The organism is Bacillota bacterium, assembly GCA_024655925.1.
GTDB lineage: Bacteria > Bacillota > DTU025 > DTU025 > JANLFS01 > JANLFS01.
Genome location: JANLFS010000005.1, coordinates 26468 through 42709, shown reverse-complemented (window position 1 = coordinate 42709; position 16242 = coordinate 26468). Strand labels below are relative to the sequence as shown.

At 62.5% G+C, this 16242-nt stretch carries 13 protein-coding genes and 1 pseudogene; all 14 read right to left on the bottom strand.

Annotated elements, in window-relative coordinates; genetic code table 11:
• Positions 1-5: 5 nt before the first annotated feature.
• Entirely contained in the window at positions 6-1274 is a 1269-nt protein-coding gene (locus tag NUW23_01445) for an FAD binding domain-containing protein (protein ID MCR4424843.1), read from the bottom strand.
• 25 nt (positions 1275-1299) lie between these two features.
• On the bottom strand, positions 1300-2496 hold the full coding sequence (gene preA, locus NUW23_01440; GenBank protein MCR4424842.1) for an NAD-dependent dihydropyrimidine dehydrogenase subunit PreA: 1197 nt from the start codon (positions 2494-2496) through the stop codon (positions 1300-1302).
• A gap of 19 nt (positions 2497-2515) precedes the next feature.
• A complete protein-coding gene (locus NUW23_01435; protein MCR4424841.1) occupies positions 2516-3832 on the bottom strand; it encodes an NAD(P)-dependent oxidoreductase in 1317 nt (438 codons plus the stop codon).
• Between the two features lie 68 nt (positions 3833-3900).
• A complete protein-coding gene (locus NUW23_01430; GenBank protein MCR4424840.1) occupies positions 3901-4713 on the bottom strand; it encodes an XdhC/CoxI family protein in 813 nt (270 codons plus the stop codon).
• Entirely contained in the window at positions 4697-5368 is a 672-nt protein-coding gene (locus NUW23_01425; GenBank protein ID MCR4424839.1) for a nucleotidyltransferase family protein, read from the bottom strand. Before NUW23_01425 ends, NUW23_01430 begins: the two co-directional genes overlap by 17 nt.
• Positions 5349-5795 carry a (2Fe-2S)-binding protein gene (locus tag NUW23_01420; protein ID MCR4424838.1) on the bottom strand — a complete coding sequence of 149 codons (447 nt, stop codon included), beginning with the start codon at positions 5793-5795 and terminating at the stop codon, positions 5349-5351. Before NUW23_01420 ends, NUW23_01425 begins: the two co-directional genes overlap by 20 nt.
• A 52-nt stretch (positions 5796-5847) precedes the next feature.
• A complete protein-coding gene (locus tag NUW23_01415) occupies positions 5848-7053 on the bottom strand; it encodes a YgeY family selenium metabolism-linked hydrolase (protein MCR4424837.1) in 1206 nt (401 codons plus the stop codon).
• A 24-nt stretch (positions 7054-7077) separates the two neighbouring features.
• Complete coding sequence (hydA, locus tag NUW23_01410; GenBank protein ID MCR4424836.1) at positions 7078-8457, bottom strand: dihydropyrimidinase; 1380 nt, start codon at positions 8455-8457, stop codon at positions 7078-7080.
• Between the two features lie 94 nt (positions 8458-8551).
• Positions 8552-9802: a threonine synthase gene (gene thrC / locus NUW23_01405; protein ID MCR4424835.1), complete on the bottom strand. Its 1251-nt coding sequence runs from the start codon at positions 9800-9802 to the stop codon at positions 8552-8554.
• 68 nt (positions 9803-9870) lie between these two features.
• On the bottom strand, positions 9871-12264 hold the full coding sequence (locus NUW23_01400) for a hypothetical protein (GenBank protein ID MCR4424834.1): 2394 nt from the start codon (positions 12262-12264) through the stop codon (positions 9871-9873).
• Positions 12212-13411, bottom strand: a complete 1200-nt coding sequence (locus tag NUW23_01395; protein ID MCR4424833.1) for a metallophosphoesterase — start codon at positions 13409-13411, stop codon at positions 12212-12214. The genes NUW23_01400 and NUW23_01395 overlap by 53 nt, the downstream gene beginning before the upstream one ends.
• A 431-nt stretch (positions 13412-13842) precedes the next feature.
• The gene (locus NUW23_01390; GenBank protein MCR4424832.1) at positions 13843-14877 is read right to left on the bottom strand and encodes a WYL domain-containing protein; all 1035 of its coding nucleotides are present in this window, start codon (positions 14875-14877) and stop codon (positions 13843-13845) included.
• A 7-nt stretch (positions 14878-14884) separates the two neighbouring features.
• Positions 14885-15049: pseudogene (locus tag NUW23_01385) on the bottom strand (HNH endonuclease).
• Positions 15050-15163: 114 nt separating this feature from the next.
• A complete protein-coding gene (locus NUW23_01380; protein MCR4424831.1) occupies positions 15164-16225 on the bottom strand; it encodes a deoxyribose-phosphate aldolase in 1062 nt (353 codons plus the stop codon).
• Between the last annotated feature and the right edge of the window lie 17 nt (positions 16226-16242).

Genomic DNA, 16242 nt, shown 5'->3' with positions numbered 1-16242 from the left:
TCACCTCATGCGCCGCCGCCCACGGGGTTCATCAGCGAGATGCTATCCCCGTCGGCGAGGACCGTGTCATCGAACGCGCGTCGCATGTTGACGAGCACAACCACGTAGGACCTGTCACCAATGGGCAGAGACCCCAGAAGATCCGCTGCGGTGGACCCCGCAGGGAGTTCCCGGTCGAGTCGCCCGCCCGGCGCGAGAGGCCTCAGGTCCCCAAAGAACTCGATAGACACGCGGATCGTGCCCCCTCGCGGCCCGCCTAGCTGACCGCGCCGCCCGTCCGACAGATCGAGGGATCCGACCGGACAAGCATCGCAGGATCCGGCTGGCTGAAGAGTCTGCCCGCTCTGTTCACGCCACGACGCCTGAGCAACCCCGCGCGTCTCCAGGTCCCGGTCATCCACCTGTAGGGTGGGCCGGAACTGGTCGGGCCGGAGCATCCCGACGATGACCTGATAGGATAGAGCCTCCACCACGGCGAGACGGTACTCGCGAGACCCGCGAATGTCGGAGATGGGGCAGGCCGCGTTCCTGGCCTTCCTACATGCAGCGGCGAGGGCGTCCGGAGTCGACTCGACTCCGAGTGTCTCGCGCTCCAGCTCGTAAGCGCGGACCACCGTGGGAGCGACCGATCCCAGGGAGACCCTGAGATCTGAGAGAACTCCCTGGCAAAGCCTGGCGCGCGCGGCGACGCTGGCAATCGAGATGGACATGGCCCGCCTCTGGCCCAGCTTGCGGAATCCCCACACATGTTCCCCGGTATCCACCGGGACTCGTACCGCCCGGACGATCTCGTCCCCGGCCAGCGTGGTGCGGCCTGGGCCTACCAGGAACTCGGAGACAGCAATCTCTCTGACACCGCCAGGGCCCAGGATCTCCACTATGGCCTCAAGCGCAACGAGTGCGGCTATGGCGTCTCCGGCAGGGGACGCGGTGCACAGATTCCCACCGATGGTCCCTCTGTTTCTGATCTGGGGTGAGCCTATCGAAAGACACGCCTCCGCGAGAAGCGGGGCCTTTGTGCGGATGAGAGTGGATGAGGTGATCGCATGGTGTGTGCACGCGGCCCCCACCCGGATCTGGTCGCCCAGATCCTCGATGCAGGACAGGTCGGAAGCACCCTCAATGTTCACGAGGGTGTTTGGGACGGCTCTCCCCTCTTTCATCTTGACGACCAGGTCTGTCCCGCCCGCAAGGATCATCGCGCCCGAATCGGCGGCAAGTGCCGCCACAGCCTCAGGCCCAGACCTCGCCCACACAGTCTTGAAAGTACGCACACACCCACCTCCCGGCCTTCAGCCCCTATCTCGGAACGAGCCGAACGCAGTCCCACACGGGGCAGACTGTGGCGCACATGCCACAGCCAACGCATTTCTCCTCGTCCACCCTGGGAAGCCTGTTCTCGTCGAGAGATATGGCCTGGTGTCCTCCGTCCCTGCAGGAGATGTAGCAGACGTCGCATTTGATGCAGGTCTCCAGGTTGATCTCGGACACAGGTCGGTAAGACCGGGAAAGCTCGCTATGGTCCACGATGTTTGGAAGCGCCCGGCCCACGAGCTCCTCCACCCCGGATAGACCCTTCTCCTCGAGGTAGATGGAGAGTCCATCAATGAGGTCGTCGATGACCCTGAACCCATGTTTCATTACAGCCGTACAAATCTGAAGATTCGTCGCCCCCACGAGCAGGAACTCCGCTGCATCCCTCCATGTTGTAATGCCGCCCGTGGCCGCAATCGGGATGTTCACGGCCTTTGCCACCTCGGCGACACATCTCAGCGCGATCGGCTTGATCGCAGCCCCGGAGTACCCACCGTAAGTGGACTTCCCCCCCACATTCGGATAGGGCACGAAGGTGTCGAGGTCCACGCCTATCAGGCTCTTGACCGTGTTTATTGCACAGACCGCGTGCGCCCCGGACCGGACCACGGCTCTGGCGATGGCAGGCAGATCTGCGACGAGAGGCGTGACTTTGATCACCACTGGGACTCTGGTTGCCGCCTCCCGAACCCACCGGGCAGTCCGTTCTGTGAGTTCCGGGTCCTGCCCGATGGTGGACCCCATTCCCCTCTCAGGCATCCCGTGGGGGCAGGAGAAACTGCACTCTATGAAGTCCACGCCCGCGGCCTCGAGCCTCCGGACGAGGGTCTGCCAATGCTCCTTTCTCGCTCCCATGATGCTCGCTCCCACGATTTTCGTGGGGTAGTTGGCCTTGAGCTCTCGGACATCCTGTTCAACGAGGTCGATGTGGCGCTCGGAGATGAGGTCGATGTTCTCAAGGCCCACGACCTTCTTGTCGTCAAAATCCAGGCCTGCCATCATGGGATAGCACAGCTCCACAACCTCTTCCTCTACCGAGGTGGTCTTCATGACTGCGCCGGCCCACCCCGCCTCGAACGCCCTGGACACCATCTCCGCACTGTCAGTGCACGGTGAGGCCGCCAAGGTAAATGGGTTCTCAAACCTTATCCCCGCAAAACTGATAGAAAGGTCTACCGACATCCTGATCCCCCCACTCTCCTTATGAGGTCGCCGTTGCGCCCCGGAGGTACTGGGAGATCCCCCGGGCCGCACGGATCCCTTCCGCCACTGCCTCCACAACAGTCGAGCCCCCGTTCACCCCGTCTCCCCCGGCGAACACCCCCGGAACTGATGTGGCTCCAGTCTTCTCGTCCACCCAGACCATCCCGCGCGCGTCTCTCTCGAGCCCATCGAACATCCGGAATACCTCCTCGTTCGGCCCTTGGCCGAAAGCGAGGATGACCGTGTCCGCACCGATCAGTTCGTCAGGCTCTCCAGCCGGCACGGGTCTAGCCCTCCCCGATTCATCGGTGCCTTCGAGCCTCATGTGAGCTACCTTCACCCCTATTACCTTGCCATCTGCACCGATGACCTCAACCGGGGAGATGAGGAACTCGAACTCGACTCCCTCCTGCCGGGCGAATTCGATCTCACGGGGCCACGCGGGCATCTCCGCCTGGGTCCTCCTGTAGGCGATGGTTACACTGTCCGCCCCGAGTCTTTTCGCGACACACGCCGCGTCCACCGCCACATTCCCCCCGCCCAGCACTACCACTCTCCCCAGTGGGTCTGGTATGTCTGGGTGCGGGCCGTGCCCATCCGGGTCACTCACATGGTGCAGAAATGAGTAGGCAGAGATCACACCCGCCACCTCATCCCCGGGAAGCTGGGGGGCCAGTGGCTTGCCCAGGCCCGCCCCGATGAACACCACATCGAAACTGGACAGCAGAGAGTCCGCTGGCACGTCTTTCCCTACCGTCACTCCAAGACGGATCTCGACCCCCGCACGCTCTACCTGCTCGACTTCAGCCCTGACAACCTCCTTCGGGAGCCGATAGGATGGTATACCATAACGCATGATGCCACCGGGCTCCTGCTCGGCCTCGAACACCGTGACAGAGTGGCCTTCCTGTGCCAGCAGAAGGGCGGCAGACAGACCAGCGGGTCCCGCACCGATCACTCCGACACTGCGGCCCGTGGGAACAGGCTTGGGCGAGGCACTGCCCGCTCGGGCCACCGCGTGCTCCATCGCGAATCTCTGGAGGTCTGCGATGGCAATAGGCTCGGCCAGGCCCGAGCTGGTGCAGCTCTTCTCGCACAGGACCTCCGCGGGGCACACCCTTGCGCATACAGCCCCGAACGGGTTTGCCGTCCTTATCAGCCTTGCGGCCCCCGCGAAGTTCCGCTGGGAGAGCCTGCGGATGAAACCGGGGATGTCGATTCCAACCGGACAACCCCGAACACACGGCGCATCGTGGCAGAACAGGCACCGCCCGGCTTCCGCCATTGCCCGGTGGGGTTTGAATGTCTTCTTCACCTCGGCGAGAGGAGACTCCCTCTCCTCCGGGTCTTTGTGGTCAGGTCTCTGACGCGACGCCAAATGCGTCACTCTCCTTCCGTGTGCCTCGGGTCCCGGCCGTACCTCGCGGCGACCATCTCCGCCACGACGCTCACGGCAATTTCTCGGGGTGTTACGCCTCCGATATCGAGGCCGATTGGTGCGTGAACCCTGGCAAGGGCATTCTTCGTGATCCTTCTCGCCTCGAGATTCGCGAAGCATTCCCGCACTTTCCTGCGGCTGCCTATCATTCCCACATAGAAGGGCTGCTCAGGCAGGGAGAGTATCGTTTCGAGGACCACCTCATCCCACTCATGTCCTCGAGTGACGATCACCGCGTAGGAACGCAATCCTCCCGGTATGCTCAACGCAGCCTCCTGGAAATCCGAAACCACTATCCTATCTGCCCATGGCGCTAGGTCACGATTGGCGAACTCCTCGCGGTCGTCGATGAGTGTCACTCCGAACCCTGCGAATTTGGCAAGCTCACCCACGGCGAGCCCGACATGGCCGGCGCCGAAGATGTATGCCCTGGGCCCCGCCGACACGTACTCTACGAGAAGTTCCACCTCGCCCCCGCACGCCATGCCGAGAGCCGCAAGCCCCCCCTGCTCTCGCCCAAGCGAGACCCGAGAGGAGGCAGCTGCCGCAATCGCGTCCAGGCCAGCCTTGATCGCTGCGGCTTCGAGGGGCCCACCGCCGACCGTGCCGAAGGTCTTGCCGCCTTCGACCACTACCATCTTGAACCCTTCTCTACCCGGGGAGGATCCCCGAGCAGACACAACAGTGACAAGAGCCGCGTCGGACCCGGACTTCACAGTCTCCACCAGTCTCTCCAGAATCTCAATCGTCCCGACCATCGCTGCCCTCCGGTGATATTGCGGCCTCATACTCCGCAAGTGTATCGATATCCAGCAGTACCCCGGCGGAGTCCACTTCTACCATGCTCTCGGGCACGAGGTGTGGTCTGATGACGTCTGCGAGGGTCCCGCCTGGAGGAAGCGACAGTATCTCCTGTGCTAGTCGCGCTCCAACAAGCACCGGGTGCCCTCGCCTTCCGCGGAAGGTGGGGACAAATACCCGCTCACCGCGGAGATGTGGCGGGCACTCCAAAGAGGCCGATATGAGGAGGTCGACGGAGCTCCCGTCCACCGCAGGATGGTCCGCTAAGCCGATGAGGTATCCGTCCACCCCAGGTGACGACAGTTGGATGCCGCGCTTGATGGAAGAGAGCATCTCGCCGTGCTCCCAGTCTGGGTTGATGGAGACCGTCAGGGGCTTGTGCCCGTCTGGAATCCACCCGGCAAGCGCCTCCGCCCCGACCTCGGAGGGGCGGCAGCCGACCATCACTATGACCTCGCTTGCGCGGGACAGCATGAACACTCTGGTGACATGCCTGATCATGGGTACACCATCCCACAGAAGAAGCTGCTTGGGTGTGCCCATCCGGACCGATGCTCCGGCCGCGACCACAATGGCAGCCACCCGAGGGGTGTCAGCGTTGGTCGCGGACATCCCGAATCGCCTCCATGATGCTCCTGTATCCAGTGCACCGGCACAGGTTTCCCGAGATGGCCCTGGCGATTTCCGCGTCAGTGGGGCAAGGGCTTGAGTCCAGGAGTGCACGGGCAGACATTATCATCCCCGGGGTGCAGAAACCGCACTGAACAGCCCCGTGGCGGATGAAAGCCTCCTGGAGAGGGTCGAGCCTCCCTCCACGCGCCAGCCCCTCTATGGTGGTGATCTTCTTGCCGTGGCACTGGTAGGCGAAAACGAGGCAGGAGTCGACGGCGGCCCCGTCGAGTATGACCGTGCACGCGCCGCACTCACCTTTGCCGCACCCTTCCTTCGTGCCGGTCTGCCCAAGTTCCTGCCGTAGGAACTCCAAGAGTGTCATGGATGTAGGGACGGTTCGTATGACTTCCTGGCCATTGACAACCATCCTGACGCGGGAAGCCTCCAAATCCTATTCCCCCTCGTCATCTGGAATGACGTTACTGCCTCGAGATCATCCGCGCGGCGACGCCCGGGAAGACAGCATAGAATGAAGCGGCCCGGACCAAGTGGTCCACGGGGACTTGGTCCTGCACTGTGTGGGCGTACTTCTCCTCCCCGGGTCCGAACCCGATAGTCGGGATTCCATGCTTGCCCATGGTGGACACCCCATCCGTGCTGAACTCCCATTTCCCCACCGGCGGCGTCGCGCCCAGGACAGCCTGGGCTGCCTCGACACCTGCCTTGACCAGTGGGTGATCCTCCGGTAGAGCCCATGTTGGGTAGTCCTTCACCATGTCGGCACGGTACCCCGTCCAGCTTGACTCGGCATAGCGCAGGAGCGACACCAAAACGTCAGGACCGGCGGCAGCCTGCACCGCCTCCATGACATCGGCAGCGGTCTCGCCGAGAGTCATGCGTCTGTCTATGTATACCTGACACTTGTCTGGGACAACATTCAGGGAGCCGCTGTGGCTCTCGATCCTGGTGACTGCGAGGGTCCCCCGTCCCAGGAAGGGGTCGTCCAGGGTGCGGGCTGAGAGAGCCTCGAGCGCCTGGATTACCGGAACCATCTTGTAGATGGCGTTATCACCACGTTCAGGCGCGCTGGCATGGCACGAGACACCCCGCGCCGTCACCAGGACCTCACACCTGCCCCGGTGGCCACGGTTGATCCCCAGGTTCGTGCACTCCCCCAGGACCACGCAGTCAGGAGTCACAAACCCCCGGGATATCATTTCTCCCACCGCCCACCCGTCGGAATCCTCCTCTTGAGGCACTCCGGCGACGTAAAGGGTGGCCCCCCGCCCCAAATCCAGGTCCATCATGATCCTGGCGCCATAGACCATGGACACAATGGCAGCCTTGTTGTCAGAAGCCCCAAGCCCGTATATCACACCGCCCTCGAGCTTGCCCTCGTACGGGTCATGGGCCCAGGCGTCGGGGTCACCCACTCCCACCGTGTCGATGTGGGAATCGTAGAGGACCCTGAGATCACCCGATCCAAGCCGGCCAACCACGCACCCAATCTCATCTATGGACACATCAGGCAGGCCCAATTCCTGCATCTCCTGGGCAATCCGCCGCATGGCGGGGCCTTCTTTGCCGCTCGGGCTCGGAATACGTATCAGATCTCGGAGAAATTGCACCATCTTGCCTTCGTATGCCTTTGCCCTTTCGAGTACTGCGGATGTAACGTGGTTCACTCTCAAGACTCCCTTCCACGAGACTCAAGTAACTGCAGTGCGGGCAAACTCGCCGCGCCCTGGTGACCCAGTGAATTCCCCCCGATGCGCCACCGTGGTTCCGCGGAGAAAGACTCGGTTGACCCGACCGCGCACTTCCATGCCGTCGAATGGTGAGTACCCCGCCGCTGATGCAAGGGCTTCCCCCCGGATCACGTTTGTACCAGCAGGATCGTAGAGGACTATGTCAGCATCCGCGCCCGGGGCTATCTCGCCTTTTCGGGGAAACAGCCCGAACAGCTTAGCAGGGTTTGAGGAGAGCATCCTCGCAAGGTCAGGCAGGGACAGCTTCCCCACACATACTCCATAGGTGTACAAGAGGGGGAGCAAAGCCTGAACGCCCGGAATCCCGGGCAAGGTGTCGAAGCAGGACGTAGCTTGGGATTTCTGGGCAACCGTGTAGGCGCAGTGGTCTGTGGCTATGACGTCCACGTGCCCGCCGAGTACAGCACCCCAGAGTGTGGCGCGGTCCAGGGGCGTCCTTAGAGGGGGGCTCATGATATACAACCCAGGGTGGTTCCCCGTGTACCGGTCTTCTCCCAGTAGCAGGTAGTGTGGGCACGTCTCCATATATGCCGCACACCCCCGTTCCCTTGCCTGGATGATCTCCAGTGCCGCGCGTCCTGTTGAGATATGCACGAAGTACACAGCTCCTCCGGCGGAGCACGCCACCCCAAGAACCTGCTGGACCGCTGCTGCCTCGGCTCGCGCCGGCCTCGACCATGGATGATACTGTGGTGCGGTCCGGCCTGAACTCTCGAGATCCTGTCGGGCTGCAGAGATCGCCGCGTCATCTTCTGCATGCACCGTGACTAGGATCTGGCTGGATCGCGCTGCGCGGAAAAGCGCAGCCAAATCAGCCGGGTCCAGCATGTACCCGGCATCTCGGTATGTTGTGAATACCTTCACGCTCGCGATCCCCGACTCCCTCAAGTCCGAAAGCTGCCGCTCGATGCCGGGGCGTACCCTGGTTACGTTCTGGTGGACCGTGTAGTCCACCGCGGCCTGAGGGGCCGCCTCCTCAAGGCGCAGTGCAGCGCATTGAGACAGGGTAAGGCCTGGAAGATGGTCTGCGAAGTCTATGACAGTGGTCACACCGCCCATGGCGGCCGCCCTGGTCCCGGAGGCGAAGTCGTCAGCGGTTGTCGCGTTTCGCGACCTGAGGCCGAAATGAACATGTGCGTCAATGACCCCGGGCAGAACCAGAAGACCGCGGGCATCGACGACTTCGCGCGCCGCCGCACCCCCGTCAGGGCCGGAAGGCGGATCGATGGATACGATCTTGCCTCGCGATACCCACACGTCGGCAGGTTCCGCTGAATCTGGCGTGACGACTGTGCCCCCCCGGATCAAGAGGTCCTCCATGGACCACACCCCTCGTGTCCCGTCTCCAGCCACCCAGACGCGATTGTGTCTCAGGTGGTCCGGGTACCCCGACCGGCACGCTCTCCGTTGTCCTTCAGGTCGAGATCGCAAATGGCGCGACCGCTGCAAGCTTGCGGTCCAGGAGCGCGAGGTCGGGAGGAATGGTGATCGGCTCCCCGGCTGCCCGAGCCCCCGAGACGATGTCCTTCAGACCGTTTCCGGTAACTATCACGCAGGCCCTAGATGTGGGGTCAACCACGCCAGACCGGACAGAGCGGCGAAGGCCAGCGAGGCCCGCTACTCCGGCGGGCTCCCCAAAGACGCCTGCGGTCCGGCCCAGAAGGCGCATGGCGTCGAGGATCTCCTCGTCAGAGACATCGACCATAGTCCCACCGGATTCACGTATGGCAGCGAGGGCCTTATCGGGGTTTCTCGGGACTGCTACTGCGATAGAATCGGCGATTGTGTCCTCGCGCCCTGGTTCGACGCGTCGTCCTGTGCGGAACGCAGTGCTTATTGGATTCGACCCCTCCGCCTGCACCCCCAGGATCCTCGGGGTTCTCGATATAAGGCCCACCTTATGGAATTCGCGGAATCCCTTCCATACCCCCGCAACTGTGCACCCATCTCCTACAGACACCGCGACCCAGTCAGGAACGTCAAACCCCATCTGCTCACAGATTTCGAAAGACACAGTCTTCTTTCCCTCAAGCATGTACGGGTTTATCGCCGCGTTCCGGTTGTACCACCCGTATACCCTAATGGCCTCGGAGGACAAGTTGAACGCGTCCTCGTAACTGCCCTCGACCCGTACCACCACAGCGCCGAAGATAAGAAGCTGAGCGATCTTTCCGGCCGGGGCGCGTTCGGGCACGAAAATCACAGCACGCATGCCAACCGATGCGGCGCTTCCGGCCAGCGATGATGCAGCATTCCCGGTGGAGGAGCAGCTGATGGTGGTGGCTCCGGCCTCCATTGCCCGGGCGACCGCGACTGCGGATGCCCGGTCCTTCAGTGATGCGGTCGGGTTCATGCCGTCGTCTTTGACAAGTACGGAGGCCAAGCCGAGCTCGGATGCGAGCGCTTCCGAGCTATACAGCGGGGTACCGCCCACGCGGAGCCGGGGTCGCGGACTCCCCGGGTCGACCGGCAGGAACGGTTCGTATCGCCAGATGGAGATTTCCGGATCTGCCCGAAGTGTGGCATGCGAAACAGATGAGGCAATGGAGTCATAGTCATACTTCACGTCCAGGACTCCGCCGCAGACCGGGCAGGTGTAGCCCACTGGGAGGGAGCCCACGGACTGTCCGCATGAGACGCAGGTGAATCCCGAGACGAACTGCAAAGGCAGAGCCTCCCCGGCGCAGTATTCCCATAGGAAATTCCATACCACGCCTCGAGTTCCTGCGACGCTCAGATGATATTGACTGGTTGGCCTTCTGGGAAGGCTTCTTCCAGGTCCACCCCTTCCGCGAGCCATATCACCTGCCGGGTGCGGGCAAGCTTTCTGAGCGCGGGAAGTATCTGTCTCGCCACGTCTTGAGTGCGCCTCCCTGCTCTGCCCTTGCATACACCTGCCTGTAGTGGCGGGTACACTAGCAGCAGGGGGTGAACCCCATGCCCGTTCGCACACTCGCTCGCCGCGAGCCTTGCGGCGAGAGCGGCGCGAACCAACGTATCCGCGTCCTGCTCATCAATGGTGAGCACCAACTCGTCGCCTTCAATCCGATGAGCCACCCGGTGCCCCGCGGCCCCAGTCATGAAATCGAGAATGTCCGAAGTCAGGGAAGCGAGCTTGGCCCCGGCAAAGGAGCCCGCGTCCTCCATCACTTCCAGGAGGATCAGACGAGCGATGGAGAGGGCAGCACGGTCTTCGCCGCGTTCGCTCTCGTCCTTCTCGAGTTCCGCCGCATCGCTCGCCAGCTCCCACATATCCAGACCGCTCAGGTCCTGTTCAATTCGGGCGAGTTCAGCGGCGCCCATCTCCGATTCACGGGCGAGCGCCATCCGCTCTGTTATCTTGAGCGCGTACTCCTCCACAAGATCCATGACACGCTCAGATGTCTTGGGGTCCGCAAGTGCATCCCTCTCCGCCTCGGCAGACGCGATCTCTTCCACGATGATCTCAAGATCCGTCTCCAGCGTCCACCTGGACCGGTTCCCCAGGACCGAGCGGAGCCTTGCCGCGGCCTCCTCCGCTGCGAGCTCCACTCTGCGGTAGTGCTCGCATTCCTCGAGGTACTTAGCGGATGAACTGAACCCCACGATCCGCAGGAGCTCAGAGAGCCGCTCCCGGCACCGCTGGATACGTACCCTGAGGAGGTCGGCCTCGTTCCGCGCCCGAGTCAGGTCGATCCCCGCCGCCTCCACGGACTTCTCGAGCTCGGCCCTCCTTTCGACCAGACGCCTATGGGTCTCGAGGTCAGCCATGTACTGCTCCAGGCTGTGGCCCCCCAGGACCACTGCCAACTGCTGGCGGCTCCAACCCAACTGCCGCCAGAGGGTTGTTCTCTCCTTCTCCAATCTCTCCTTGGCCTCGTGCTTCGCTTCGAGTCTCGCCCCGCCCATGAGGCCGATGGCTGCTGCAGCCACACCTGTGGCGAGCCCCGCAAAGAGCAGCGGATTACCTGGAATCGCCCGGCCGAACAGCCAGAAGCTTCGGCCGGGCGAAAGGAATCCGAGTACACAGAGGACAGTCAGTATCCCGCCGGAGAGCGACAGCACCTCACAGAGCCTCTGGCGGAGCAGAGCCCGGTCGAGAGCGGCGATACTCTCCTCGAGCGACGCGAGACGGAGTTCGCGCTCCTCCACGCTTATGGCGAGTGACTGGATCTGTCCCGCCGTCTCCCGCGAAAGCCTCGCCGAGTCCATCTCCTCCAAGCTTTGCACAACCGATGCCAGATCCGCTTTGAGGCGGGTGAACCGCCCGGACCACTGGGACTGCTGGGCCTCCTGCTCCACCGCCTGCCTCTCCAGGGGTCCCAGAGTGTTCTGGAGCGCCCGGATCTCAGATGCAATCGACGGGTCAAACGCGCTCTCCCGCCCGCAAAATGCTTTCAGCGCTGCCTTGGCCGTGGCGAGGGATGTCTCCGCGGAGGTCACGTCGGAAAGCCTTTTCCTCGTAGTATCGAACTCTGCTTTGAGCCTGGCTATGTACTCCTCGATTTCTTTGCGCTCCGCATGCGCACGCAAGGCCTGGTCGATATAGGAGATCCGCGAATCCAGGTAGACGATGCGCTCCGAAAGCCAAGTCAACCTCTCCCTGAGTTCGTCACGTCGCGCGCGCATCGAGAGTATCTCAGAGATCCGATTGCGGACATCGGCAGCCCCGGGTTTGCGGTGTGACTCCACCGAGGCGATCCTTGCATCAATGATATCTACAGCGCCTGCAAGCCTCACACCGTCGTCCCCCAGAAGCTCCGAGAGAGGGATCCTGCCGATCACCTTCTTGCCGTCTAGCTTGCCGAACTCCCGATCGAGCAGCGTAAGGGATTCGGCAACCCGCTCAGGGGGACGTGCCTCGAGGCCGGTGTCCAGGTCTACGACACGCAGGCCGCCGCCTGACAGGAAGTCACGGACGAACATGAGCTTGCGGTCGGATTCATCTACCACGGTCACAGCTGAACGCACAGCCGTGCCAGGGTCTTTCATCGCCCCGCCTTGGGATCCCAACGACTCCAGAGCGCCAACCACCAGCCTCCGAATCTCGGGGTCCCGCGCGAGTATCAGCGAGAAGTCAGGAGCGAACTCGAGCTCAAGCAGGGGGTACTTGTCCCTTCCCTGAATCGCCAGCTTCTCGATTCTCAATCCCTCGCACCTCCCCCAGCGCCGAGAGGCCATACTTCACCGCTCGCGCGAGCACAGAAGCAGGCACATCCCCGAAAGCCCCGCTCGCACTCCGAGCCCCGGACGAGATCTCTGTGACCTTCCGGAGAAATGCCCGAACAGGAGGTCCCAGGTCAGAACCTTGGGGCCGTTCCGCGCGTCGCCCCCGCCTGCCCAGTCCAACAGCAGTCCTATCCACCACCTCCAGGTGGAAGAACCGGCCAGAGAACTCTTCGACGAGTTCCCGAGGGACTGATGCGTCTCTTTCGTCCAAGTGTCCCTGGAGCTCAACCTTGAGACACAGATCCTCGCTTTCGAGGCTCTTGAGCCTGGCGAAAAGCTGGTCTTTGGACTTCCCTGTCACGTCCACACATATGACCCGCTGCGCCCGGCTGGGGACCTTGATCGGGCTGACTCTTGTGCCTTGGTCCCTGAAGGTGACTAGGAGGGCGTGCCGCTCTCCCCTCGTGTCGAACCCGTGGTGTGCCGGGGCACCCGAGTACCAACATGTCGCCCGGCCAACGGAGCAGTTCACCATGTTGTGGTAGTGGCCCAACGCCAGGTAATCCAGGCCCGCTGCAGACAGGTCCTCAGAGGAAACCGGGGATAGGGGCTTTTCGAACCCGGGGGTCCCTGAGAACGTCCCATGCATCACACCCATGTGGCGGCCAGGGCCCTCGATTGCCAGGTTCGCAAGCACCGCCGAACCGGCGTTCCTACCCGTAGTTCGCAGGCCGTACACTGTGAACTCAGGAAACGGGGTGAATTTGGCCCACTCCTCTCCTGCGAACAGGTGCACATTGCTTTCGCAGGCCACCTCCTGCAGTGCATCGAGGCCGCACCCCTCCTCCGCCTCCCCCGGCACGAGGACGACGTAAGTGCCCGCCTTCATGAGGCGGGCGAACCCGGCACGAACCACCCCCATGGTCGTGTCCGCCACCGACTCCGCGCAGAGAAGGTCCCCTGCGATTACGAAAAGCTTCGCCTCAGCCCGGATCGCCTCATCGACGAGGAAATTGAAAGCCTCGATGAGTTCCGCCCGGCGTATGGCTCGAACTTCCCGCCTGTAGTCAGTGAGGGTGTAGTCTAAGTGCAGGTCGGATGTGTGAATGATTCTAATGGCTTCCAAAGCCGTGCCTCCCGGTCCCGCGCGGCACGCGGGTTCGACAGGACCGTGAGCCTCTCGAGGTCATCCATGAAAACTCGGCGATTTTGACTATCTATGGGGAATACGCACGATTCTTCACGATTAGGGGCTCCATGGTCGTCAGATCTAAGTATTTCTCCGCCTAATCGCATTTTCCTTCCTCGTCGCGTGGAAGTGCCCAAAAACACGACTGAAGCCCAGAGGCACAGGTGTAGCCCGGGCTTCAGATAGGCACTATGGCCGGTTCACCCCCACACGCGTGGGGACAACGAGACGTGGACTTGATGACTCTATGGGTCTTCAGGACAAGTGGACGAAGCACGGGGCGGATCTGCGCGTGCGTGGATAGGGCCTGCATCAACCTCCCTGAATGCTACTCCCAGAATGGCGGATGTGCGCGTGCGTGGATAGGGCTATTCCACCCGGATTCTGTACCGTTCGAGCACCCGGGCGACACTTGCGGCCACACTGTCCCGCAGCTCCTTCGGAGCCAGCACCTCCGCCGACTCGCCGAAGGACAGCACCCAAGTGCGGAACTCGTTGTACCCGGGCATGATGTCGCGGTATATGACAGATCCGTCAGCGCACTCTTCGTAAGTTGCGGACTGCCTGTCAGCTGTGTCCGCACGCATCCTTTCGATGACGTTGAAATCGTTCGCGAACCGGACAGCCACCGCAACCGGAGGGCCGGTGCACTCCACCCCCCAGCACGAACGAACGTGCCGGTCCACTTCGGCGGAGTCCGGCGCCGGGAGGCTCTTCGAAGACGGCCAGAAGCGCCGAATCCGGTCCACCCGGAAATGGCGGAACCCGCCGTCTCGCGGGTTGTAACCGTACAAGTACCAGGCGCACGTGCGCCAGTCGTACACTAGCGCGGCAGGGCAGGTATCCCTTTCTGTGCGGCGGCCACGGGTATCCTCGTAAATGATCGAAAGAGCGGTCCCGTCGGACGCGAACTTCTCCAAAGCATCGAGTCTGGACTCCTCCTGCCCGGAGCCGTACATGGTCCTGCCGGTCTTCACGACTCTCCGACCCAGGGCACGATCCACCTCAGCTGGAGATTTCGTCAGGTCGAGGCTGCGCTCCACCTTCTTCCTGGCGGAAGCTGCGGCGGACTCCCCATCCGCCCGCCTCAGGATGCGAAGGAGTGTCAAAGCCTCACCCCTGGAAAGTGACGTGATCGGAAAGGAGAAGTAAGTGGACGCGAGGCTCCACACTTCTTCTTCAGGGCTTGAATCCTCGTGGGCGTCGGGGGCGTCCAGGCTGCTGACGAGGGGCGCGCGGCAGTACTCGGAGAGCCTGATGAGGTCCTCCCTTACCAGCGCAGCGGGGACACCGCACCTCTCGGCGAGTTCCGCCAAGGTCATGCCATCTGGGGCAGTCCGGAGCAGATTCACGATTCTTATGAGGCGGAGAAGCGTTTCGTCAGTGACGTCACCGCGGTCCACCACCAGCCTACGCGGCGTCGGGAGCTCCCGCCTTCAGGCGTGGGGAGGAGACGCCGCTTCCCCCTTTCTGGGTATACTCGTATCCATCGGCTTTTTGAAGCAGCCGCAGGTACTTTGGATGCACGTCGAAGCCGTTCAACTTGAAACAGGGCCTATGCCGGACGGCTATCCGGTCGGTATGCCTGTCTAATGCCGAGCGACAGAGCCTGGAAATGGCACGCATCCCAGGGTGTCATGACCTGAATAACGTAGCCCGAAGGCCTTACGGCCGATGAGCTGAGGCTGGTCAGCTCCAGGCTTGCTTATCGCAAGCCTCCGGCTTTAGCCGTGGGGTAGCTGACTCCATCCGGTAGAGATCCCGACCGAAACCCGCCACCTCGTTTATCTCGGCTATGGCCTGGTCCGCAGAATACCCGCGGTGAATCATCCTGCTTATGGCGAGCGCCACCCCTAGCGGGTCGACATCACCCGGGTAAAGCACGTTCCGGCCGATCAGTGCGCCCCTCACGTTCGCCCCCGCGTTCAAGGCCCGGCGGAATTCGCGAATGACCTCGGTGGGATTGCCCGAGGATTCGCCACCTAGGAGCAGAAGGGGAAGTGTGGTCGACCGTGCCACCCTCTCGAACTCCGGCACGATGGGGATCTTGAGCCAGAGCCTCGCCGTGGATTCCCCCATGGCAGACGCGACACCGATGGTCTGGATCATATCGAGGGAAGTCTTCTTCACCCGGTACCCGCAGTCGGTCTTCTCTATGGGGAGCGGTTCAAGGAACACGGGCATCTTCACCCGGTTTAGGGCATTCATGGCCTCGGCGCAGTACACCATGGTGGCCAGGGAGTCCGGGTTGGAAGGGTCCAGCCGGAACATCATCTTCGCGGCGTCAAGTCTATGCGCCACCATGCTTTCGACGGTGTACGATGTCATTGCGTCGTCCAGCTCGAACACAGTGCCGGCGAGGCCCCCACGGTTCATGCAACCTATCAATATCTTGCCGTCCAGGAAGGACCCGCCTCCGCGGTGCCGCCTGAGTAGGTGGGATACGATCAGAAGGTCCTCGATTATGTCAGGTGTGGCCATCACCCCGTCGATCTCCGGATGAGACATCACTCGAAGTATGCGGCCTAGGTAGTCGTGACGGTCCCCCATCGCCGTGGGGTCACCAAGAGCACTGGTCACGCGGCGCGCCGGGTGGTCGCACGCGAGAATGCAGAGCTTCCCGTCGGGCGCTAGGACCTCTCGACGCCCCCGTGCAAGTGCTTCCTCCATGATCGCCCCGGGGTAGTCAACCCGGACTGCGGTTATGCGCTCAAAGAGCGACTCCGGCACGAAGTCGTTCGGGTCGAACACAGCCCTTCCACCTCACA

What these genes read in the sequence shown, in the direction of transcription:
- preA (MCR4424842.1), bottom strand. Translation starts at nt 2,496, where the DNA reads ATGTCGGTAGACCTTTCTATCAGTTTTGCGGGGATAAGGTTTGAGAAC.
- NUW23_01430 (MCR4424840.1), bottom strand. Translation starts at nt 4,713, where the DNA reads ATGGTCGGGACGATTGAGATTCTGGAGAGACTGGTGGAGACTGTGAAG.
- NUW23_01425 (MCR4424839.1), bottom strand. Translation starts at nt 5,368, where the DNA reads ATGTCCGCGACCAACGCTGACACCCCTCGGGTGGCTGCCATTGTGGTC.
- NUW23_01420 (MCR4424838.1), bottom strand. Translation starts at nt 5,795, where the DNA reads ATGGTTGTCAATGGCCAGGAAGTCATACGAACCGTCCCTACATCCATG.
- hydA (MCR4424836.1), bottom strand. Translation starts at nt 8,457, where the DNA reads ATGGAGGACCTCTTGATCCGGGGGGGCACAGTCGTCACGCCAGATTCA.